The sequence below is a fragment of the Xenorhabdus miraniensis genome (assembly GCF_002632615.1).
Map to the genome: position 1 here is coordinate 10,057 of NZ_NITZ01000029.1, position 21,559 is coordinate 31,615.

The window sequence follows — 21,559 nt, forward strand, 5'->3', positions numbered from 1 at the left end:
ACTGGCGAATGGCAATGAGTCGTTTTATTATTGAGTTTGGTGATCGCCTTGACGGTCATTACTAAGAAATGGCACTTACACAAAATGGTGGACAGGCTCTAATGGGATCATCTACAGCAGAAGAAGTGAAACATTTTCGGACAGTATTAGGGCTGACACCCTCCGAATCCCTGAAAATGCAAGTTTTCAGGGATTTTTTTTATGTATGCTCGCTCATATCTTTAAAAGAACAAATTACAATCAATATACCTGTCGTCTTTCAAGTTACCGCTTTGTTGGCTGCACTTATTCACCCCAGCCAACGTAGTTATGAACATAGAGTTATCTATGCTCCTGGGGTGAGTGAAAATAGCTTCTCCCTTTGAATTTACTGGGCTGTATAACCGCCATCAATTGCGTAAAAAGCCCCAGTCGTAAATGAACTTTCGTCTGACAGCAAGAATGCTACCATTTTCGCCACTTCTTCTCTCGTTGCCATACGCTTCATCGGATGGGTATTTGCCATCCATTCCCTGACTTCTGCGGGTAACGTTTGCATATGCGGCGTATTAACATAACCCGGCCCAACCGCATTGATTCGGACACCTTTATCTGCAAACTCTAAAGCAGCTGAACGTGTTAAGCCAAGTACACCATGTTTAGTGGCTGTGTAAGGCGCTATGCCGGGAATACCTACAATGCCATTGGATGAAGAAAGGTTAACAATAGCCCCTCCCCCACTTCGGATGATGGCAGGAATACCATATTTCAGTCCGAAAAAGGTTCCGCTAAGATTGGTGTTAATCACATCATTCCAGTCATCAATGGAATAATCACAAATATTGATGCCATGCGGCCCTGTAATGCCAGCATTATTAACCAGCATATGCAATCCACCGAACCGTTCTACGGTATTGTCAATCAACGCCTTGATTGAAAGATGATCCCTGACATCTGTTTCCATTGGGATAACATATCGCCCTGTCGGATCTATCCTCCGGGCTGTCTGTCTGGCGCGGAAAAATTGACGTCCGGTAATAATAACCACCGCTCCCCGATGGAATAATTCCTCAGCAATGCCTTCTCCTACGCCCGTTGTCGCCCCCGTTACAATTGCAATTTTTCCGTCAAAATAGTTCATTATGATTCCCCCGCGTCAATAACGTTTGATCCATTAAATATGGCAAAACCAGATAATTAATTTCAGCTAATCACGTGAGATATTAAAGCGATGCAATAAGTAATGAAGAGACTCATATCACTCCTTAACAATAACGAGTGCAGAAGTTTTTGCTAAAAAATGAGGGGATGCTTTAACGATTAGGATTTTTCAACGGCTTTACCAGCGAATCCAAACCTTCAATCTTTATCGCAAGGGTCATTTCCATTAATGCGCCCAGTTTTCCCTGCGGAAATTCCCCTTTTCGGGCAAACCAAAGTAAATACTCCTCTGGCAAATCAATCAGCATTCTCCCCTTGTATTTGCCAAATGGCATAGCCGTATTCGCTATCTCCAACAGATCTTCTTTGTTCATGATGTCGGCCTCGTTTTCTTGCTGTCAAAAAGAACTCTACATAAAAAAAGTGGCATCTGCCAAGACGCCACTTTCAATGAGTTTTATCAAATCCAGCTATGGAATTGATTAGATACTTAAAATCAGCCCAGTAATTGCCGCGGATAGAAAACTCACCAACGTTGAACCGAACAGTAATTTCAGGCCAAAACGTGCAACGGTATTACCTTGTTTTTCATTCAGTCCCTTAATGGCACCAGCAACAATCCCAATGGATGAGAAGTTAGCAAAGGAAACCAAAAATACGGACAGAATACCTTTTGAGCGCTCACTCAATTGGGCTGCGATTTCTTGCAAACTCTGCATCGCAACAAATTCGTTAGAAACCAGCTTAGTAGCCATGATACTGCCCACTTTCAACGCTTCATCGCTTGGGATGCCAATGATCCATGCCAGTGGATAGAACACATACCCCAAACACTCCTGGAAAGTAATACCAAATGCTAAGTGGAAAATTGCATTGATACCCGCAATCAGGGCGATAAAACCGATCAGCATCGCAGAGACAATCAAAGCAACTTTGAAACCTGCCAGAATATATTCGCCCAACATTTCAAAGAAACTTTGCCCCTCGTGGAGGTTGCTCATATGGATTTCTTCTTCACTCTCAATAGAGTAAGGGTTAATGAGCGACAATATGATGAAAGTACTAAACATATTGAGGATCAGGGCTGCTACAACGTATTTTGCATCCAACATCGTCATATAAGCGCCAACGATAGACATTGATACCGTCGACATAGCCGTCGCTGCCATTGTATACATCCTGCGCTCAGACATTTTGCCCAGCACATCTTTGTAAGCAATGAAGTTCTCTGATTGTCCCAGAACCAATGAGCTAACCGCATTAAAGGATTCCAGTTTGCCCATGCCGTTGACTTTAGACAGTACTGTACCTATCGCACGAATGATAATCGGCAGTACTTTGATGTGTTGCAAAATACCAATCAGGGCAGAGATGAAAATGATAGGGCACAATACATTCAGGAAGAAGAACGCCAGATTTGCTTCTATCATGCCCCCGAAAACAAAGCTGGTACCTTTTGCTGCATAAGACAATAAATGGACGAATAAGTTATCAAATCCCTTAACAATTCCCAAACCCGCATTAGAGTTCAAGAAGAACCAAGCAAGGAAAAGTTCAATGATAAGCATCTGAATAATATAACGAATCCGAATATCCTTCCGATTGTTACTCGCCAAAATCGCCAAGCCGCCAATCACAACCAATGCGAGACAAAAATGAAAAATATGAGACATAAAAAGAACTCCGAACATGATGCTGCGCAAATTTATCACTGTATTTTATGCAACGCATAATAGTAAATTATGCTGATTATCACATTAATTTACCATCTAAACGGCTACAAATTCCTATTTAGCCAACTCGATCACACTTTCTCAGTCATACTTTTGAGTGAAAAGTATATTATTCACCCAATAAACGAAGCATGTCCTCTTCATCAATAACAGGAATTCCCAACTCATTAGCTTTAACTAATTTAGAACCCGCCGCTTCACCGGCAATAACCAGATCGGTTTTCTTAGAAACACTACCGGTTACTTTCGCACCTAAAGCGACCAACTTATCTTTGGCTGCATCTCTGGATAGACGGCTTAATGAGCCAGTCAATACAACAATCTTACCGGCAAATGGGCTGTCAACTTCATCTACGCGCGAGCTTTCAGCCGATTCCCAATGGATACCGATATTATTGACCAAATCATCAATGACTATCTGATTGTGCTCTTCGCTGAAGAAATTCACGACATGGCTGGCAACAACACTTCCGACATCCTGAACCGCAATAAGTGCCTCGGTATCTGCTGCACGCAGTTTTTCCAATGTGCCAAAGTGCGAAACGAGATTAGCAGCCGTTGCTTCACCAACTTCACGAATGCCCAAAGAATAAATAAAGCGGGCAAAGGTGGTTTTTTTGGATTTTTCCAAGGCATTAATCACATTTTGCGCAGATTTAGGCCCCATGCGTTCAAGGCCAGCGAGCGTTCCGGCAGTCAAACGGAAAAGATCAGCCGGTGTTTTGACATACTCTTTATCTACGAGCTGCTCAATGATTTTTTCACCCATGCCATCTACATCCATAGCCCGACGGGAAACAAAATGTTTCAACGCTTCTTTGCGTTGAGCTCCGCAGAACAAGCCTCCGGTACAACGAGCCACTGCCTCACCTTCAATTCGTTCGATATCCGAACCACAAACCGGACAATGTTCCGGGAAGATGACTTCCTGACTTTCTGTTGGCCTGCTCTCATGCACAACACCGACAACTTGTGGGATAACATCTCCAGCCCGGCGAATCACCACAGTATCACCAATACGCAGACCCAAACGTTCAATTTCATCCGCATTGTGCAATGTCGCATTACTGACTGTCACACCAGCCACTAATACAGGCTCCAAACGGGCAACTGGTGTAATCGCACCTGTACGCCCTACTTGAAACTCAACGCCACGTACAATAGTCATCTGTTCTTGAGCCGGAAATTTAAAGGCTGTCGCCCAGCGTGGCGCTCTGGCCACAAATCCCAATGTTTCCTGTAACTCAAGGGAATCAACTTTAACGACAACACCATCAATATCAAAACCTAGCGTCGGGCGCTGTTTTTCAATGCTATGGTAAAAATCCATCACTTGCTGAGTGCCCTGACACAATTTTATTTTGTCACTGACGGGCAATCCCCAATTTTTGAACTGCATCAAACGTTCATAATGACTTGCTGGCAATTCCCCACCTTCCAGTACCCCGATACCATAACAATAGAAAGTGAGCGGACGTTTGGCGGTAATTCTCGGATCAAGCTGGCGTAAAGATCCGGCTGCTGCATTGCGGGGATTGGCGAATACTTTATTACCTGTGCGACGTGCTTCTTCGTTGAGTTTTTCGAACCCTGCCTGCTTGATGAATACTTCACCACGGATTTCAACACAGGCAGGGATATTTTCCCCTTTCAAGCGCAAAGGAATGGCATGAATGGTACGAACATTCGCAGTGATGTTCTCTCCTGTTGTGCCGTCTCCACGAGTTGCAGCCTGAACCAGTTCCCCATTTTCATACAGCAAACTAACGGCCAAACCATCGAGTTTCAGTTCACAGCAAAATACCAAATCCCGACTATCTTTCAGGCGATCGCGAACACGTTTGTCAAACGCCAGATAACTCTCTTCATCAAATACGTTATCCAAAGACAACATAGGTATTTCATGACGCACCTGCTCAAATACCGTTAATGGGGCTGCACCAACACGTTGGGTGGGGGAATCTGCTGTAATCAGCGCAGGATGCTGTTCTTCCAGCGCTTTTAATTCCCGCATTAAACGATCATATTCTGCATCTGGGATCTCTGGCGCATCCATGACATGATACAAATATTCATGATGACGCAATGTTGTTCTTAGTTTGTTGATTTTTCCAATAATATTTTCCATGACTTCTCACCAGAGATGAAAAACCCCCGACTAGCGGGGGCTTGATACTAAAAAGAAGGAATTATTCACCGGCATTAAGCGTGTTACGGATACGCGTTTTATAGAGCTCAATCATCTGTGGTGTCAGCATTTTACGTTCACTATCCAGAACCACGCCTCCCACATCTGCTGCTATACGCTGTGCTGCCTGTAACATCAGTTTAAAATTCTGATTGGAATCACCATATGAAGGCACAAGCATAAACATGGAAATTCCGGGAGTAGTAAAATCTGTCATTCGATCGGGATCAAACGAACCGGGCTTTACCATATTAGCCAAACTGAACAATACAGCACCACTGCCCGATGGGTTCAAATGACGATGGAAGATATTCATGTCACCAAACCGGAAGCCTGCCTGCAAAATGCTTTGAAATAGCACTTCACCGTTCAGTTCCTGCCCATGATGCGCAGCAACATGCAATACCAGCACAGTCTCTTTCTTGGTTTGCCCGGATTCAACCGCCCCTTCACTTTCAGGTAGCTTTGGCTGCCCTTCAATGGATTGCCCTTCAACGATCCCGGCTATCGGTTCCGCTGCTCCTGCAACTTTTTGTTCAACCGGGTCAAACAACCCAAGTTGCGGCTCTTCCTGTTGTCTATCGGCAACCTTTTCTTTTGCTGCTGGTACATCAGGATGATGCCTTGCAAGTAAAGGATCGGAACCATCATCAGACATTGCTGCTGATGACTCAGGCTCACGACGTTCAATAACAGGCTCAGCACGATGTTCAGTGTGCGGTTTTACCGACTCCTGAGCATGTGATTTCGGCGAATTATCAAACAGTTCATTGCCATCATTATCTTCCAGCTCTTCCTGGCGCTCCTGTTTATGACGTTTAACTGGGCGATCACGAAAGAGTGATGAACGCTCTTTACGGCTGGTCCACAACCCATGTAATAGCAAAGCTATTATGGCTATCGCACCAACAACGATTAATATCAGACGCAAATCCTGCATCATTGCTATCTCTGTTGTTTAAAGTCTGTTGATTAAAGTAAGTGCCACTACGGCGGAATATTCTTTAGATAAGAGTATTTGTCAAATAAGACAAGTGCAAGTCTCTACATACTTTTCTTACCATAAAGAGATATATCCGCTGTTTTTTCGGATGTTTTTTACACACAAAACTACTGGTCAGTAGAAAATCCTGCCTATATCATACCGTCTCAATCATCTGGGAGAGAATAAGAAAATATGACGAATTCGACAAAATTGCCAAAACGTCTGAGTGGATTTCATTATATTGCACAAGGTTGGCAACTGATAACCCGTCCTGGCATTAAGAGATTCGTTTTATTACCCTTACTGGCCAATATCTTATTGTTAGGTGGCTCATTTTGGTGGCTGTATCAGAAACTAGACGGCTGGGTACAATGGGCTCTTGATAAAATACCAGACTGGATGCAATGGTTAAGTTATTTGATTTGGCCGCTTGCTGTTATTTCCATCTTATTGGTTTTTACTTATCTCTTCAGCACACTGGCTAATTTTATCGCCTCACCATTCAATGGATTGCTGGCAGAAAAATTGGAAGCAAACCTGACAGGCATACCTGCACCTGATACGGGTGTTATCGATTTACTCAAAGATACCCCCCGTATTTTAAAACGTGAAGTAGTAAAAATTCTTTACTATATTCCCCGTGCGGTTGTTCTATTGTTGCTTTACTTTATTCCAGGGGTCGGTCAAACCGTTGCGCCCATCCTTTGGTTTATTTTTAGTGCGTGGATGCTGACGATCCAATACTGTGATTATCCATTTGATAACCATAAAGTTAGTTTTTCCACCATGCGCAATGCGCTGCGGCAAGACAAAATTGATAATCTCCAATTTGGTGCGGCGGTAAGCGTACTGACCATGATCCCTATCGTGAATTTATTTATTATGCCAGTCGCCGTCTGTGGTGCTACTGCTATGTGGGTTGATCGTTACCGCGCTCAGCACGCCCTGAATCATAGGCCATAAAACTTAATTAATTCAGTCTATTAACCACAAAACACCCTGATAATTCTTACTATGTCAGGGTTGTTTATCATAATTTTCATCTTCTTCCACTTCCGCAGAAGTCACTATTTTTAGCCACAAAATGCAACAAAAATACTACAATTAGTGATATAAATTATAAATAACCTAAATAACATAAAATAGCTATCTAATATTCTTTTATATAATAAGAATAGATTGAAACTTTATTTCCATAAATAAGATGTTAGCGTATGGTTAATCTGTATCTAACGGTATTTTAGGGGCAATCGAATAATGAGCAAAATTTATGAAGATAATTCGTTAACTATTGGTCACACTCCGCTGGTACGTCTAAAAAATTTCACTAATGGCCGCATTTTGGCGAAGGTAGAATCTCGTAATCCCAGTTTCAGTGTAAAATGTCGCATTGGTGCCAATATGATTTGGGATGCTGAGAAACGCGGTACTTTGACCAAAGATAAAGAACTTATTGAACCCACCAGTGGCAACACTGGGATTGCACTTGCCTATGTTGCAGCAGCTCGTGGTTATAAGCTGACATTGACCATGCCCGAAACGATGAGCCTTGAGCGCCGTAAGCTCCTGAAAGCATTGGGAGCCAAACTGGTGTTGACCGAAGGTGCAAAAGGCATGAAAGGTGCCATTGAAAAAGCCAACGAAATCCATGACAGCGATCCCAACCGTTACATACTCCTGCAACAATTCAGTAATCCAGCCAATCCAGAAATCCACGAAAAAACCACTGGCCCTGAAATTTGGGATGATACCGACGGTAATATAGATGTTTTTGTTGCGGGTGTAGGAACTGGCGGTACTATCACCGGAGTTGCTCGTTACCTGAAAAACACTCGTGGCAAACCCGTGACCATCGTCGCAGTAGAACCAGAAGATTCACCTGTTATCAGTCAGAAATTGGCCGGTGAAGAACTTAAACCAGGCCCACATAAAATTCAGGGGATCGGCGCTGGTTTCATCCCTGATAACTTAGATTTAACATTAGTTGACCGTGTTTTTAAAATCAGCAATGAAGAAGCTATTCAGGTAGCTCGCGAAGTTACTGAAAAAGAAGGCATTCTTGCCGGCATTTCTTCTGGCGCCGCTGTTGCAGCAGCAATCAAGTTATCACAAGAAGATGAATACAAAGACAAAAATATTGTGGTGATTTTACCTTCTTCGGCTGAACGTTATCTGAGTACGGTATTGTTTGCTGATTTATCTAGTGATTGAAAATCACACAGTAATATTTTCCATTACATTGACAAAAAGGCACCTTAAGGGTGCTTTTTTGTGCATCAGATCAAACTTTAAAGCTTTCCTAGATGATTTATTCAAGTAGCTTTAGTATTTAACCAGTAATTATTTTGATGCACGAAATTAATCGCCAAGCCGACAGCTAAAAGATTATTCAATCCCGCTATGACTCGAATAGTGTGTATTAACACCAATTCAACAATTGAAGGCATCAAGTGTGTTAATTTTTTGATAATGATTAATATACATTCGATAAATTTCAAGTTGTATTCAATCGAACCACAATTTGAGAGATGAAAGGTATACACCTTATTTCATTATCAATTTAACGGTTGTACAAGTCTAAGGGAATTCAGCTACACTAGCTTTAGAATTCTCTTAGCTTATCAACGAATATTTAAGTTATTGAGGAAATACTATGTTCCAGCAAGAAGTTACTATTACTGCACCAAACGGCCTCCACACTCGCCCTGCTGCACAGTTCGTCAAAGAAGCAAAAGGCTTTTCTTCTGACATCACCCTAACTTCTGGAGGCAAGTCTGCCAGCGCAAAAAGCTTGTTTAAACTACAAACACTGGGATTGACTCAAGGTACAATTGTAACGATTGCTGCTGAAGGCGATGATGCGCAACAAGCTGTTGCACATTTAGTTAAGCTGATGGGTGAATTGGAATAATCGTCCACTTATCGAACCAATTTATTTCATTCAGTTTATCCCCGGGTTGATAAAATCCGGGGATATTTAGAGCCTCCCCCCTGAAGGCTCAATGAAAGGTAATCATCTGCAGTAAGGTCATATAGTATGATTTCAGGCATCTTAGTATCACCAGGCATTGCTTTCGGTAAGGCATTATTGCTGAAAGAAGATCCGATCATTATCAACCATAAAAAAATTATCCCTGAACAAGTCGAACAAGAAATTTCCCTCTTTAAACAAGGCCGCGACAAATCTTCCGCACAGCTAGAAATAATCAGAGAAACAGCCGAAAAAAACTTGGGTGCAGAAAAGGCCGAGATTTTCGAAGGCCATATTATGTTGCTGGAAGATGAAGAGTTAGAGCAGGAAATTGTTACTCTTATCAAGAAAAACCTGGCAACCGCAGATGCTGCTGTTTATTCCGTCATTGAAGATCAGGCTAAGGCGCTGGAAGAACTGGATGATGAATATTTGAAAGAACGTGCGGCCGATGTTCGTGATATCGGTAAGCGTTTGCTGAAAAATATTCTGGATATGCCAATTATCGACTTAGGTTCGATTGATGAAGAAGTGATTCTGGTTGCCAGTGACTTAACACCATCAGAAACCGCGCAACTCAATCTGGATAAAGTACTCGGTTTCATTACTGATCTGGGCGGCCGCACTTCCCACACCTCCATCATGGCCCGCTCTTTAGAATTACCAGCCATTGTTGGGACAACCAACGCAACCAAACAAATCAAAAATGGCAGTTATCTAATTCTTGATGCGGTTAACAACCAAATTTATGTGAACCCATCTGATGCTGAAACCGAACAACTGAAAACCGCAAAAAGCGAATACCTGACAGAAAAAGCCGAGCTGGCAAAACTGAAAGATTTACCTGCCATCACATTGGATGGGCATCAAGTTGAGGTGTGCGCCAACATTGGTACAGTTCGTGATGTCATGGGAGCTGAGCGCAATGGTGCGGAAGGTGTCGGTTTATATCGTACCGAATTCCTGTTTATGGATCGCGATGCCCTGCCAACTGAAAACGAACAATTTGAAGCCTATAAAGCGGTGGCGGAAGCAGTTGGCAATCAAGCCATCATTATTCGCACGATGGACATCGGTGGCGATAAAGATCTGCCTTACATGAATCTGCCAAAAGAAGAAAATCCATTCCTTGGCTGGCGGGCAATCCGTATTTGCCTTGATCGTAAAGAGATCTTACATTCTCAATTACGTGCTATTCTGAGGGCTTCTGCATTTGGTAAACTTCGCATTATGTTCCCGATGATCATTTCAGTCGAAGAGATTCGGGACTTGAAAGCTGAGCTGACATTGCTCAAAGAGCAATTACGCGATGAAAACAAGGCATATGATGAATCGATTGAAGTGGGCATCATGGTGGAAACACCTGCTGCTGCAACCATTGCTCATCATCTTGCAAAAGAAGTTGACTTTTTTAGTATTGGGACGAACGATCTAACTCAGTATACTCTTGCGGTAGACCGTGGTAATGAGCTGATTTCTCATCTTTACAACCCAATGTCGCCAGCAGTGTTGAACCTAATCAAGCAGGTTATCGATGCCTCACACGCAGAAGGTAAATGGACTGGGATGTGCGGAGAACTTGCCGGTGACGAGCGCGCCACACTGTTGCTTTTGGGCATGGGTTTGGATGAATTCAGCATGAGTGCGATATCAATTCCACGCATTAAAAAGATCATCCGTAATACCAATTACGATGATGCTAAGGCCCTGGCAGAACAAGCTTTAGTTCAGCCAACAGCACAGGAATTGATGGATTTGGTTGACACTTTTACCAGAGAAAAAACACTCTGCTAAACACATTAGCCAGAACATGGTCCCATTAAAACAATTAGGAGAAGATTCATGGGTCTGCTTGATAAATTGAAATCTCTGGTTTCAGACGATAAAAAAAACAGCGGCAGTATTGAAATTATCGCCCCATTGTCAGGTGAGATAGTCAATATCGAAGATGTTCCAGATGTTGTTTTTGCCGAGAAAATTGTGGGTGATGGCATCGCCATTAAACCGACCGGCAATAAAATTGTTGCTCCTGTTGATGGCACCATTGGTAAGATCTTCGAAACTAATCATGCTTTTTCTATCGAGTCCGATAGTGGCATTGAGCTATTCGTACATTTTGGTATTGATACCGTTGAACTAAAAGGCGAAGGTTTTAAGCGCATTGCTGAAGAAGGTCAACGAGTACAGAAAGGTGATTTGGTTCTAGAGTTTGATTTGGCATTTCTGGAAGAAAGAGCTAAATCAACCTTAACTCCTGTTGTTATTTCCAACATGGACGAAATTAAAGAGTTATCTAAGGTCAGTGGATCAGTTATCGTTGGTGAATCCGTCATCATGCGCATCAAAAAATAACCGAGCATCTTAGTTTTTGGATGGTTCGTGAATCGCCACTGTTTTGTCAGGTATTTTACTCATTTAACCTGATAATACAGAGGCGATTTTTTTATGCTAATCTCAATGGATTCCAACATACAGCATGATGACAAAGGGAAAAAATCCCTTGAAGCAGGACTCAGTTATCCGAATAAACATCCGTCAGTTATTCACATTGGGAGAAACCCATTCCCACTTACCAAACGTAGAAATTCCCTCCAACGAAAAACGCTTAATTGAATACCCCTGTAGATAAATATCTATCACCGCGATCACAAATAATTGCCACAATAACGGCGTCAGGGTTTTCAGCCGCAATACGAAGTGCCCCAGAAACTGCGCCACCAGAGCTAACACCACAGAAAATACCTTCTTTCTGTGCCAATAAACGCATTGTCGTTTCAGCTTCCAACTGCGTGATATCCAAAATTTGATCCACCAACTCTTTCTGGTAAATACCTGGCATATAAGCCGGAGACCAACGACGAATACCGGGGATATGGCTATTTTCTGCGGGTTGTAATCCTGTAATTTGCACTTTGTCTGATTGAGATTTCAGGTAGCGACTCACACCTGTAATCGTGCCGGTTGTTCCCATACTGGAAACAAAATGTGTCACCCGGCCTTGTGTCTGTTGCCAAATTTCCGGGCCAGTGGTTTTAAAATGTGCCAGTGAGTTATCCGTGTTATTAAACTGATCGAGAACCTTTCCTTCTCCCTTTTTCTCCATTTCTTGTGCCAAATCTCGCGCACCTTCCATTCCCAGCTCTTTACTAACCAAAATTAATTCCGCACCATAAGCCCGCATTGATGCCTGCCGTTCAAGGCTCATATTTTCAGGCATCAGAAGTTTTAAACGATACCCCTTTACTGCCGCGATCATAGCCAGTGCAATGCCAGTATTCCCGCTCGTTGCTTCAATCAGAACATCACCGGGGGTAATTTCTCCACGCAATTCTGCCTGCTGGATCATTGAAAGTGCAGCCCGGTCTTTTACAGAACCTGCCGGATTATTACCTTCCAGCTTTACCCAAATTTCCGCATCAACACCTTCTGTGATCTGCTGCAATTTTACCAGCGGTGTATTACCTATAAAGTCTTCCAAGCTTGCCACAGTATTACCTAGTTCATATGAGGATGGGTAACCAACTAATCATATTCAGAATACGGTAGCAAGATATTAAGCAAAAAATCCCGGTTTCCCCGTTATAAAAGGGAAGCAAGGATTAATAATAAAAATGTATCAAATCAGGCCGATTCAGCTAGCCTTAAGACTTTTAACGGTAAATCTTCCGTATATAAGCGAGCACCTGTTCCTCCAATAAAATAATAATCGCCTCTGACCGGAATAGATGAATTATCCTCCCAGACAACTGAGAGTAGTTCATCTCCCCATCCTATTGGTTGGACAGATAAGAGAGAAAAATGCCCGCGCGGGCTAGCCTCCACGATTTGAATTGGCAAGGGACAAGAAGCTGTTTGCTGTTTACTGAGTGTCATATCCCATGGCCGGAAAAAGACATCAACTTTCCCCTGATGCAAGGGAGTGATATCCAATGGGAAAACTCTCCCGCCAACCCAGAGCTGTGAGCCTTTAATTTCACCACGAAATTTATTGATTTCCCCCATGAACTCGAGCACAAAGCGGCTCCCCGGTTCACTCCACACTTGCTGTGGTGTTCCAACCTGCTCAATGTGCCCGTGATTCATCAGTACCACTCTATCCGCCACTTCCATTGCCTCTTCCTGATCATGGGTGACAAACACGCTGGTAAATTTCAATTCTTCATGAAGCTGACGCAACCAACGGCGTAATTCCATTCGTACCTGTGCATCCAATGCACCAAAAGGCTCATCCAACAAAAGGATTTGTGGTTCTACGGCCAATGCCCTTGCCAGTGCCACCCGTTGTTTTTGCCCGCCAGAGAGCTGTGATGGATAACGGTCAGCCAAATGGGCTAACTGCACCATATCGAGCAATGCCATGACCTTACTACGCAACACCTCGCTACCGGGGCGCTGGCGACGAGGAAGTACAGTCAGGCCAAAAGCCACATTGTCAAACACCGTCATATGACGAAATAAGGCGTAATGTTGGAAGACAAACCCGACACGCCGATCTTTCGCATGTACCCGGCTGACATCCTGCCCATGAAATTTCAATTGACCTGAATTTTGCTGTTCAAGCCCTGCAATAATCCGCAACAATGTCGTTTTGCCAGAACCTGACGGCCCGAGCAAGGCGATCATCTCACCGGATTCAATATCCAGTGAAATTTCATTCAGTATCTGAGAACGACCAAAAGATTTACTGATTTTAGTGATTTCAATACTCATATTCTGCCCCCATAGCCTACCCTTGCTGACGGCTCAAACGCCATTGCAACGCACTTTTGACAATCAGGGTAATAATCGCCATGACTGCCAATAAGGCTGCTGCCGTAAATGCGCCAACTGTGTTGTAATCCTGATAAAGAAGTTCAACCTGCAAAGGCAACGTATAGGTTTCTCCCCGAATCGATCCCGATACGACGGACACAGCGCCAAATTCCCCTATTGCCCGAGCGTTAGTCAAAACAACTCCATACAACAATGCCCAACGAATATTTGGTAATGTCACATGCCAGAACATCGTCCAACCGGAAGCACCCAACAATATAGCTGCCTCATCTTCCTGACTGCCCTGACTCAACATCACTGGCACCAATTCCCGGACAACAAACGGGCATGTTACGAATACGGTTACCAGTACCATTCCCGGCCATGAAAACATTAATTGAATGCCATAGTCACCTAACCAACTTCCCAACCAGCCATTGGCACCATAAAACAGGAGATAAAGCAGCCCTGCGACAACCGGCGAAACCGCAAACGGAATATCAATTAATGTCAGTAATAGTTGTCTGCCGGGGAATTGGAAACGCGTTACTAACCATGCCACCATCACACCAAAAACCAAATTGATGGGAACAGTGATAAGTGCAATCATCACTGTTAACCAAATAGCATGCAGCATATCGGAATCGAAAAGGTTCTGGGTAACGATGTCCAGCCCTTTGGAAAAGGCAGTCAGAAAAATCCACGCTATCGGAATCACCAGCAACAGAACCGAAAAAAGTATACCTGTGCCAATCAGCAACCATTTTCCCCAATTTATCGGGGGATGTTGTGCCACTGTGTATTCGGAAAACTCAGTCATCAATGTCCTCCTATCCGTTTCCCAAAGCGGCTTTGCAATACATTGACACTAAACAAGAGTAGTAATGACGTGGCAAGAATGACTGAAGCAATTGCACTGGCTGCCGGATAATCAAATTCTTGCAAGCGAACAAAGATCATTAAAGAGACAACCTCGGTTTGCCAGGCAATATTGCCTGCAATGAAAATTACAGCACCAAACTCCCCCAGACTGCGGGTAAAAGAGAGCACGGTCCCTGCAATCAATGCCGGTGAAACCTCCGGCAAAATAACCCGCTGAAAAGTTTGCCAGCGACTTGCTCCTAATGTCTGTGCGGCTTCCTCATATTCAGGCCCCAGTTCTTCAAGTACTGGCTGCACAGTACGAACGACAAAAGGCAAACTGGTAAATGCCATTGCTACCGCAATACCCAGCCAAGTATTCGTGACTTTGATATCAACATGACCAAGCCAGGCACCATACCATCCGGTTGCAGAAAACAACGTTGCCAACGTTAAACCAGCAACTGCCGTCGGTAAAGCAAACGGCAAATCCATCAAACCATCAAGTAAACTGCGCCCCGGAAATTGGTAGCGCGTTAATATCCATGCCATCAACATGCCAAAAACCATATTGAACAGACTGGCAACCGCAGCCGCCAACAATGTCACCTTATAAGCGGCAACAACTTGTGGGTTGGCAATCACCTGCCAGTATTGCTCCCATGTCATACTGGAAAGCTGTACTACCAAGGCACTTAATGGCAATAACAAGATAAGGCAGGTATAAAACAGACTACAGCCCAAACTCAGCCCAAATCCGGGCAAGACACGTTTACTGAATCCCCACATCATTTACGCCCTTCCATCAATAATTGATCAAGCGTTCCATCAGTGCCGAAATGCGTTTTCATCACTTGGGGCCAGCTACCGAATTGTTCTTCCAGACGAAACAATTTGGTTGCAGGAAAACGGGGTTGCCGAGCTTCCATAACATCTTTATCAACTACACGATAATTAAAATCGGCGATGATTTTTTGTGCTGCCGGACTATACAGATAATTTAAATATGCTTTGGCTACAGCTTCCGTACCGTTTCTCTGGACATTTTTGTCTACCCAGGCCACGGGGAACTCAGCCAAAATATTCACTGGAGGCACAACCACTTGATAATTATCTTCACCATATTGTTTGCGGATATTATTGACCTCAGATTCAAAACTAATCAGAACATCCCCTAACCTACGCTCAATAAACGAAGTGGTTGCTCCACGCCCGCCAGTATCAAACACTTCTACATTTTGCAAAAAGCGTTGCATTTGTTGGCGTACTTTCTCTGTCTCATGTGGATTTTGCTTTTGAAAAGCGCCCCATGCCGCTAAATAGGTATAACGACCATTACCTGAGGTTTTGGGGTTTGGAAAAATTAATTTCACATCATTGCGCACTAAATCATCCCAATTCTGAATATGCTTAGGGTTATTTTTGCGTACCAAGAAGGCCATTGTGGAATAATAGGGTGAACTGTTATTTGGTAAGCGCTGCTGCCAGTTGGCGGGAATCAAATTGCCACGATCATGTAGTATCTGGATATCCGTGACTTGGTTATAAGTGACTACATCCGCTCGCAATCCATGCAAAATAGCCAGCGCCTGTTTAGAAGAACCTGCATGTGATTGTTTAATAGTTAATTTTTCCTGAGGATGCTGTTCATTCCAATGTTTCTCAAATACAGGATTCAAGCCTGAAAATAATTCTCGCCCAATGTCGTAGGAACTATTCAGCAATTCGACAGCCAAGGCGTTGGTGCTATAAGCACTGAGACTGACCCAAAATGATATGGCAGCCAACCTGCTTAATAATTTAATTTTTATTGTCATTATCTTCATCTAACACCTTACCCATCACGCAATTAGACAACAATTTCTTCTACACCCAATAGATTTCAAGTTGCAGAGCGACGGCAAGAAAAGCAAATCCTCAGAAGGATAGCTGGCTCTATGTTTATAGCTACATGTTTATAACTACATATTTATAACCACATGTTTATAACTACGTAACCGAAGGTGAGTGAACGTAGCCAACAAAGCAGCAACTTGAAAGATGAAAGGTATACTGTATCCAGAATATTTATAACAGGATAGCTAACTATCTACTGTTTTATATACCAAGTTCTTATGAGAAATGATGAAACGAGATAAGGTACAGGGAATGTAAGGTTACTCATTTAGGATGATAATAGTAAAATACAGGTAATAACGATTTTGGCTGTTTCCCTTCATATACAGGTGGAAAACAGGTGGAAAAAAGAGAGTTTAACTTTAATAAAAACTCTCTTTGAGATTTTATCAGCGTTTCCAGATAATACGCGAAATCTTCCAATCTTTCAGAACATCATCAGAAGGCAATAATCCTTCAGGACCATCCCAAATTCCGGTAAAAACATAACTGACATGCGAACTTTGCGGAGCACGGCAGATAACTGTAGGTTGCATGGTGAAATCATTGGATCGCTGGCATGCACCAAATGCCTTGCCATACAGCTCAGAGAAAGGGGTTCCTATTTTCGTTCCCCAGACCGTTTTAATTCCCTCATCCAATACATCAATACGATTAACCTTTCCATTGACGAGACCATAAAATTCGAGTTTTACCTGATCGCCTTCCATTCCCTGAATCACGCTAATTAATTGCCCCCCTTGCGTTTCCATACCACTACGCAGGCGATATTTATCTCCCAAGCCTTGTTCAATTGCGGATTGAGTCATGTCTGTCTGTGTATTAATTTCTCCAACCCCTTGTTCAGAGACATTCAGAGAACTGCCAAACCAGTTTAAAGGTGATAAAGAAGACCATGAAAACCCCGCTGTCCCGGCACAAGCGGTTAACAAAAATGAGCACCCAACTAAACTACTGAGTGTAATGCTCCGTTGTTTAGGCAGGAAATTGAATACAAAAAATTTATCCATCACTATTTTTTACCTTGAAGTCTCTATGACAATGGCTTGACCTCTATCAGACCACATTTTCAAAAAAACATTCCCTTATTAAAACCATTCATCAATAGAAATGTAAAATTGATGTTAACAACACATTAATAACATGACATTGCCGATCTATTTAAAAAACAAACAGTACTGTAAGTCAATGTTCACAAAAATACAGTGCAGGAGAAAACAATGGATCTGCCTGGAGAACAATATATTGATTACCGGTTGGACTCTAACTGGCATGTATTAGAAGGAAAATCTGAAACTTCGATTCCTGAAAAGTATTATATCCTTAAAGATAAAGATGGACACATTCAGGCTAAAATTATATTTGATACAGATAATAAAACGCCGAACTTGTCAAAGGATCTCCTTGTTACAAAAAACAAATACATGAGAAAACTGACTCATTCTATAAAAGTCATAGTAAAAAAAATAATGGCTGAATAACATATATAGTACTCAGCCATTTTATATTTTAATCAATAATCAATCGTTTACTAAAAATGGCACTTTCCTGCCCCAAATAATCATATTCCATCTTTTCACACATACAAATTGTTGCATCATTTTCTTCTGGCACCATGATCAAAATACTCGGACAACCTCTTGCCAATAATTTCTTTTCTAAACGAGCAATCAACGCATTAGCAATTCCCCTGCCCCTGAATTCAGGATGAACGCCCAAATAATACGCATGCCCCCGATGCCCATCGTAGCCACCCATAACTGTACCAACTACTTCCCCGGCAACTTCAGCAACCAAAAACAAATCAGCATCATGGGTTAATTTACGCTCAATATCTATTTCTGGATCATCACCAGAATTAATCAAATCGCAGCGTTCCCAAAGTGTGATGACGGCTTCAAAGTCGTCTTGCCGAAATACCCGAATTTCCATAGTTAGTAAGCCTATCTAATAAGCAATTGAATCAACGTTAATTATCACTGCTTTTATTTTGGAATCAATATGAAAATGCGTTTATTGATACTAACAGGTATACTGCTAATATTCATAAACTAACCAAAATGAAAGCAGAAATGAATATACCTAATATATATTAGTTTAATGTTTTGATGTTTGTCCATGATTATAATTTTTATATTAAAATCAGACAATTAATTATTTCCCTACCTGTGCATTGTTCCAGTGCTTATTGACGTTTTCCCACTCTTGCAGCACACTGCATATAAACATTTGTATAAATATCTTAGGTGATCATGGCTGCCGAACTAAACAAGCTCAGTGACAAAAAACTTAAAACCCTACACGGAAAAGAAAGGAACAATATTGAGTTTTTTGCCGATGGTGCTGGATTGAGTGCAAAAGCATCTAAAGTTGGTGGTATTAGTTGGGTCTTTACCTACCGACTTGATGGCAAGAAATTAAACCGCCTTACCCTTGGGCGCTATCCTGATATGCCCCTCAAACAAGCTCGTGAAACACGGGATAAATGCCGTAACTGGTTGGCATCCGGTAAAGATCCAAAGCTCCAATTTAACTTAACGATGCAAGAATCATTAAAACCAGTCACTGTAAAAGACGCTATCGAATATTGGATAGAACACTATGGCAGAGAAAACCGAGTCAATATTGATAGCCTCATTCGTCAATTAGAAAAACATATTTATCCCTATATTGGTGAAATGGCATTGTCTGACTGTGAAATAATATATTGGCTGCAATGCTTTGACAGAATGAAAAAGGAAGCTCCAGTGGCTTCTGGTGGTATTCTTCAATTGTGCAAACAAGCCCTGAAATTTTGCCGGGTAAGAAGGTATGCAATAAGCCATGTATTGGATGATTTAACTATTCAGGATGTTGGGAAAAAACAGAAAAAAGGTCAGCGGTATTTAGAAGATGATGAACTTGGGCAATTATGGGAGTCCATAAACGCAGGTGTCTATCTACCTTATTATAATAATTTATTGAAAGTTTTGGTTGTTTTTGGTTGTCGGACACGAGAGATCAGATTATCGAAATGTTCAGAATGGAATTTTAATTCCATGCTATGGACTGTCCCAAAAGAAAATAGCAAGACAGGTGAAAGAATTATTCGCCCTATACCGGAATGTATGAAGTCGTTCTTAGAAAGACTTATTTATCAAAATCATAAAAGTGATTACCTATTAGGCGAGTTAAAAAGCACCGAAACAGTATCAGAGTATGGAACTAAGATATGGAAAAAATTAGGTTATGCGGATAAATGGTCGCTACATGATTTAAGACGAACTTTTTCCACAAATTTAAATGATATGGGAATAGCTCCACATATTGTTGACCAGCTTTTAGGCCATATCTTACCGGGTGTCATGGCTATCTACAACAAGAGCCAATACCTACCAGAGAAACTAGACGCTTTAAACAAGTGGTGTGAGCGGCTAGATGTATTGACGGGTCATTATGAGAATGTGGTTATATTAAAGGCAGCTCAATAGTGGGAATTAATGAGTTTAATGATGAGCATGATAATTGTGATATATACGTAACAAATATCGCTTCCTTCCGTAATGATTTCTTTTAAGTAAAATACCCTCACAAAAACAATTAAACAGTGAGGGTAACATGACCATTCAATACAGCATTCCTACACCTGAAGAACGCCGCTCTATCCTTTCTGAATATGGCGAACCTTATGATCGTCTTATACGTGAAAAGGAACGCCAACACATTACCTCTATTTCCAGAACGTCAGCATGGAAACTGGAAAATGAAGGCCGTTTCCCTGCCCGTAAGCCACTAGGCCGCAATTCTTGCGCTTGGTTGCTTAGTGATCTGCTGCATTGGGTACGTAATCCGCCAACAGTAGAAAACATCAATAACCCGTATAGCCGTAAATCTGCCAATTAATACATGACATCATGAAAAAATCAACTGTCTTAATTGGCAGCGATCTAACTCACTCTAAAACTGGGAATAATTGGTGTGATGGTAGATATTAGCGATAGAGATTCTTTGAGATTAAGTAATTATCAATTTGATAGACAACCCTCTTTAAGAGGGTTAGTTAGAAATCGAAGCTCTTACTGGTTTGTTCATATTTTAGGCGCAACACCTAAAGCCAGAAGTTTTTCACGGCAGGCATCTTTGACCCATGAACTGAAATTACCTTTATCAGCAACTTCTTCAATTTGCTTAAGTAGCTCATCTTCAAAGCGAATTGTCCGGCGTGTACTGTTATTTCGCTCATATGGTTTTTTGCTTTTTTCATCTTGCATTGGTTCGAACCATTATGGTAGTTTATTAAACATTGGTGCGAACCATTATAAAGATGAGCACCATAAAAAAGCAATGCCCCGTAGTGGTGGAACACTGACGAGGCATCTGACCAAACCGTTAATAGAGGTAACGATTATGGCTGGTACACAGTCTAACCAAACTCGCCTTAAATTTACATTCCTAATTGTATCAGGCAATCAACGACTGATAGCTATTCATTCCATGTGTCCTATCTCCATTCAGGAGGTAAGCCATGTTTAAGATCATTATCACCACCACAAATCAGCGTACAGGCAAGGTAAAAAAAGCCACTGTCCGCTACAAATACAAGACATTGCGTGGTGCTGAAAAAGCCGCCAAAGGTATTCGTAGTTCTTGTATGCCAGATGATGAATCCCTCAATGTTGAAATAGTCAGAATATACGAGCGCAGAACGCCTATTTCACTGTCTCAAGCCATGCACAATACAAAGCTGGCGACTTCTTTATTCTACGTCATTCTTGAAAAAGCCAAGGATGAATGTTCTATCGATTTAAATAACCTGATTGCGTTGGCCTGTGATATCAATCAGGGCGTTTATCATGCGCTTCAAGCGGCTGTTTATGAGGAATAAATCATGAAGAAAACCTCATCACATGGAGATAACCGCCACCAAAGTAGTGAAAACATCCGCCCGATAGACCTTATCCATACCGTGAAGAACGCGGCCATAAATCACTGGCAAAGCCTGTTACCTGCCTGTGGTGTTGATGTTCCAACGCGGGGCAAACATAGTGCTTGCC

General features: G+C 42.1%; 23 protein-coding genes. 10 read left to right on the forward strand and 13 right to left on the reverse strand.

All coding sequences use genetic code 11. The features are described 5' to 3' along the window. Positions 1 to 68: 68 nt before the first annotated feature. On the forward strand, positions 69 to 365 hold the full coding sequence (locus Xmir_RS36235) for a hypothetical protein (protein ID WP_145956934.1): 297 nt from the start codon (positions 69 to 71) through the stop codon (positions 363 to 365). A gap of 2 nt (positions 366 to 367) precedes the next feature. Here Xmir_RS36235 and Xmir_RS36240 read toward each other — a convergent pair whose 3' ends face one another. From Xmir_RS36240 to zipA, 5 genes are all read right to left on the reverse strand, one after another. After that, positions 368 to 1,120: an SDR family NAD(P)-dependent oxidoreductase gene (locus Xmir_RS36240; RefSeq protein WP_099115724.1), complete on the reverse strand. Its 753-nt coding sequence runs from the start codon at positions 1,118 to 1,120 to the stop codon at positions 368 to 370. A gap of 172 nt (positions 1,121 to 1,292) precedes the next feature. Continuing rightward, entirely contained in the window at positions 1,293 to 1,514 is a 222-nt protein-coding gene (locus tag Xmir_RS36245) for a DUF3820 family protein (RefSeq protein ID WP_099115725.1), read from the reverse strand. Positions 1,515 to 1,622: 108 nt separating this feature from the next. Continuing rightward, positions 1,623 to 2,813 carry a NupC/NupG family nucleoside CNT transporter gene (locus Xmir_RS36250; protein WP_099115726.1) on the reverse strand — a complete coding sequence of 397 codons (1,191 nt, stop codon included), beginning with the start codon at positions 2,811 to 2,813 and terminating at the stop codon, positions 1,623 to 1,625. Between the two features lie 169 nt (positions 2,814 to 2,982). Further along, positions 2,983 to 5,001 carry an NAD-dependent DNA ligase LigA gene (gene ligA / locus Xmir_RS36255; RefSeq protein WP_099115727.1) on the reverse strand — a complete coding sequence of 673 codons (2,019 nt, stop codon included), beginning with the start codon at positions 4,999 to 5,001 and terminating at the stop codon, positions 2,983 to 2,985. A gap of 61 nt (positions 5,002 to 5,062) precedes the next feature. Then, positions 5,063 to 6,004 (reverse strand): cell division protein ZipA, encoded by a 942-nt coding sequence (gene zipA / locus Xmir_RS36260; RefSeq protein ID WP_099115728.1) that lies wholly within the window; start codon positions 6,002 to 6,004, stop codon positions 5,063 to 5,065. A 234-nt stretch (positions 6,005 to 6,238) separates the two neighbouring features. Between zipA and cysZ the strand changes: the two genes are divergently transcribed. The 5 genes from cysZ (at position 6,239) to crr (ending at position 11,369) form a co-directional block, all read left to right on the forward strand. Beyond that, positions 6,239 to 7,009 carry a sulfate transporter CysZ gene (gene cysZ / locus Xmir_RS36265; RefSeq protein WP_099115729.1) on the forward strand — a complete coding sequence of 257 codons (771 nt, stop codon included), beginning with the start codon at positions 6,239 to 6,241 and terminating at the stop codon, positions 7,007 to 7,009. Between the two features lie 294 nt (positions 7,010 to 7,303). Then, a complete protein-coding gene (gene cysK, locus Xmir_RS36270) occupies positions 7,304 to 8,257 on the forward strand; it encodes a cysteine synthase A (RefSeq protein WP_099115730.1) in 954 nt (317 codons plus the stop codon). A 442-nt stretch (positions 8,258 to 8,699) separates the two neighbouring features. After that, positions 8,700 to 8,957: a phosphocarrier protein Hpr gene (gene ptsH, locus Xmir_RS36275; RefSeq protein WP_099115731.1), complete on the forward strand. Its 258-nt coding sequence runs from the start codon at positions 8,700 to 8,702 to the stop codon at positions 8,955 to 8,957. Between the two features lie 126 nt (positions 8,958 to 9,083). Beyond that, positions 9,084 to 10,811, forward strand: a complete 1,728-nt coding sequence (ptsI, locus tag Xmir_RS36280) for a phosphoenolpyruvate-protein phosphotransferase PtsI (RefSeq protein WP_099115732.1) — start codon at positions 9,084 to 9,086, stop codon at positions 10,809 to 10,811. A 48-nt stretch (positions 10,812 to 10,859) separates the two neighbouring features. After that, positions 10,860 to 11,369, forward strand: coding sequence for a PTS glucose transporter subunit IIA (crr, locus tag Xmir_RS36285; RefSeq protein ID WP_099115733.1), 510 nt, complete (start codon positions 10,860 to 10,862; stop codon positions 11,367 to 11,369). 253 nt (positions 11,370 to 11,622) lie between these two features. Here crr and cysM read toward each other — a convergent pair whose 3' ends face one another. The 6 genes from cysM to Xmir_RS36315 form a co-directional block, all read right to left on the reverse strand. Next, a complete protein-coding gene (cysM, locus tag Xmir_RS36290; RefSeq protein ID WP_099115734.1) occupies positions 11,623 to 12,504 on the reverse strand; it encodes a cysteine synthase CysM in 882 nt (293 codons plus the stop codon). 134 nt (positions 12,505 to 12,638) lie between these two features. Then, positions 12,639 to 13,727, reverse strand: a complete 1,089-nt coding sequence (gene cysA / locus Xmir_RS36295) for a sulfate/thiosulfate ABC transporter ATP-binding protein CysA (protein WP_099115735.1) — start codon at positions 13,725 to 13,727, stop codon at positions 12,639 to 12,641. A gap of 16 nt (positions 13,728 to 13,743) precedes the next feature. Then, the gene (gene cysW / locus Xmir_RS36300) at positions 13,744 to 14,589 is read right to left on the reverse strand and encodes a sulfate/thiosulfate ABC transporter permease CysW (RefSeq protein ID WP_099115736.1); all 846 of its coding nucleotides are present in this window, start codon (positions 14,587 to 14,589) and stop codon (positions 13,744 to 13,746) included. Next, complete coding sequence (gene cysT / locus Xmir_RS36305; RefSeq protein WP_099115737.1) at positions 14,589 to 15,422, reverse strand: sulfate/thiosulfate ABC transporter permease CysT; 834 nt, start codon at positions 15,420 to 15,422, stop codon at positions 14,589 to 14,591. The genes cysW and cysT overlap by 1 nt, the downstream gene beginning before the upstream one ends. Further along, positions 15,419 to 16,456 (reverse strand): sulfate ABC transporter substrate-binding protein, encoded by a 1,038-nt coding sequence (locus Xmir_RS36310; RefSeq protein ID WP_099115738.1) that lies wholly within the window; start codon positions 16,454 to 16,456, stop codon positions 15,419 to 15,421. Before Xmir_RS36310 ends, cysT begins: the two co-directional genes overlap by 4 nt. A 459-nt stretch (positions 16,457 to 16,915) precedes the next feature. Further along, positions 16,916 to 17,536, reverse strand: a complete 621-nt coding sequence (locus Xmir_RS36315; RefSeq protein WP_099115739.1) for an RpoE-regulated lipoprotein — start codon at positions 17,534 to 17,536, stop codon at positions 16,916 to 16,918. Between the two features lie 210 nt (positions 17,537 to 17,746). On the opposite strand from Xmir_RS36315, the gene Xmir_RS36320 reads away from it, so the two are divergent. After that, entirely contained in the window at positions 17,747 to 18,007 is a 261-nt protein-coding gene (locus tag Xmir_RS36320) for a hypothetical protein (RefSeq protein ID WP_099115740.1), read from the forward strand. Positions 18,008 to 18,035: 28 nt separating this feature from the next. Here Xmir_RS36320 and Xmir_RS36325 read toward each other — a convergent pair whose 3' ends face one another. Next, the gene (locus Xmir_RS36325) at positions 18,036 to 18,458 is read right to left on the reverse strand and encodes a GNAT family acetyltransferase (RefSeq protein ID WP_047961588.1); all 423 of its coding nucleotides are present in this window, start codon (positions 18,456 to 18,458) and stop codon (positions 18,036 to 18,038) included. 320 nt (positions 18,459 to 18,778) lie between these two features. Here Xmir_RS36325 and Xmir_RS36330 point away from each other — a divergent pair, with 320 nt between their 5' ends. Both Xmir_RS36330 and Xmir_RS36335 read left to right on the forward strand, forming a co-directional pair. Next, a complete protein-coding gene (locus Xmir_RS36330; RefSeq protein WP_086113915.1) occupies positions 18,779 to 19,996 on the forward strand; it encodes a tyrosine-type recombinase/integrase in 1,218 nt (405 codons plus the stop codon). 127 nt (positions 19,997 to 20,123) lie between these two features. Next, a complete protein-coding gene (locus Xmir_RS36335; protein WP_086113916.1) occupies positions 20,124 to 20,408 on the forward strand; it encodes a helix-turn-helix transcriptional regulator in 285 nt (94 codons plus the stop codon). Positions 20,409 to 20,593: 185 nt separating this feature from the next. Here Xmir_RS36335 and Xmir_RS36340 read toward each other — a convergent pair whose 3' ends face one another. Then, positions 20,594 to 20,776 (reverse strand): YlcI/YnfO family protein, encoded by a 183-nt coding sequence (locus Xmir_RS36340; protein ID WP_086113917.1) that lies wholly within the window; start codon positions 20,774 to 20,776, stop codon positions 20,594 to 20,596. Between the two features lie 254 nt (positions 20,777 to 21,030). Between Xmir_RS36340 and Xmir_RS36345 the strand changes: the two genes are divergently transcribed. Next, a complete protein-coding gene (locus Xmir_RS36345) occupies positions 21,031 to 21,390 on the forward strand; it encodes a hypothetical protein (RefSeq protein WP_086113918.1) in 360 nt (119 codons plus the stop codon). Positions 21,391 to 21,559: the final 169 nt, after the last annotated feature.

Coding starts and splice junctions, on each gene's coding strand:
- Xmir_RS36235 (WP_145956934.1), top strand. CDS start 69: ATGGCACTTACACAAAATGGTGGACAGGCTCTAATGGGATCATCTACA.
- Xmir_RS36240 (WP_099115724.1), bottom strand. CDS start 1,120: ATGAACTATTTTGACGGAAAAATTGCAATTGTAACGGGGGCGACAACG.
- Xmir_RS36245 (WP_099115725.1), bottom strand. CDS start 1,514: ATGAACAAAGAAGATCTGTTGGAGATAGCGAATACGGCTATGCCATTT.
- Xmir_RS36250 (WP_099115726.1), bottom strand. CDS start 2,813: ATGTCTCATATTTTTCATTTTTGTCTCGCATTGGTTGTGATTGGCGGC.
- ligA (WP_099115727.1), bottom strand. CDS start 5,001: ATGGAAAATATTATTGGAAAAATCAACAAACTAAGAACAACATTGCGT.
- zipA (WP_099115728.1), bottom strand. CDS start 6,004: ATGATGCAGGATTTGCGTCTGATATTAATCGTTGTTGGTGCGATAGCC.
- cysZ (WP_099115729.1), top strand. CDS start 6,239: ATGACGAATTCGACAAAATTGCCAAAACGTCTGAGTGGATTTCATTAT.
- cysK (WP_099115730.1), top strand. CDS start 7,304: ATGAGCAAAATTTATGAAGATAATTCGTTAACTATTGGTCACACTCCG.
- ptsH (WP_099115731.1), top strand. CDS start 8,700: ATGTTCCAGCAAGAAGTTACTATTACTGCACCAAACGGCCTCCACACT.
- ptsI (WP_099115732.1), top strand. CDS start 9,084: ATGATTTCAGGCATCTTAGTATCACCAGGCATTGCTTTCGGTAAGGCA.
- crr (WP_099115733.1), top strand. CDS start 10,860: ATGGGTCTGCTTGATAAATTGAAATCTCTGGTTTCAGACGATAAAAAA.
- cysA (WP_099115735.1), bottom strand. CDS start 13,727: ATGAGTATTGAAATCACTAAAATCAGTAAATCTTTTGGTCGTTCTCAG.
- cysW (WP_099115736.1), bottom strand. CDS start 14,589: ATGACTGAGTTTTCCGAATACACAGTGGCACAACATCCCCCGATAAAT.
- cysT (WP_099115737.1), bottom strand. CDS start 15,422: ATGATGTGGGGATTCAGTAAACGTGTCTTGCCCGGATTTGGGCTGAGT.
- Xmir_RS36310 (WP_099115738.1), bottom strand. CDS start 16,456: ATGAAGATAATGACAATAAAAATTAAATTATTAAGCAGGTTGGCTGCC.
- Xmir_RS36315 (WP_099115739.1), bottom strand. CDS start 17,536: ATGGATAAATTTTTTGTATTCAATTTCCTGCCTAAACAACGGAGCATT.
- Xmir_RS36320 (WP_099115740.1), top strand. CDS start 17,747: ATGGATCTGCCTGGAGAACAATATATTGATTACCGGTTGGACTCTAAC.
- Xmir_RS36325 (WP_047961588.1), bottom strand. CDS start 18,458: ATGGAAATTCGGGTATTTCGGCAAGACGACTTTGAAGCCGTCATCACA.
- Xmir_RS36330 (WP_086113915.1), top strand. CDS start 18,779: ATGGCTGCCGAACTAAACAAGCTCAGTGACAAAAAACTTAAAACCCTA.
- Xmir_RS36335 (WP_086113916.1), top strand. CDS start 20,124: ATGACCATTCAATACAGCATTCCTACACCTGAAGAACGCCGCTCTATC.
- Xmir_RS36340 (WP_086113917.1), bottom strand. CDS start 20,776: ATGCAAGATGAAAAAAGCAAAAAACCATATGAGCGAAATAACAGTACA.
- Xmir_RS36345 (WP_086113918.1), top strand. CDS start 21,031: ATGTTTAAGATCATTATCACCACCACAAATCAGCGTACAGGCAAGGTA.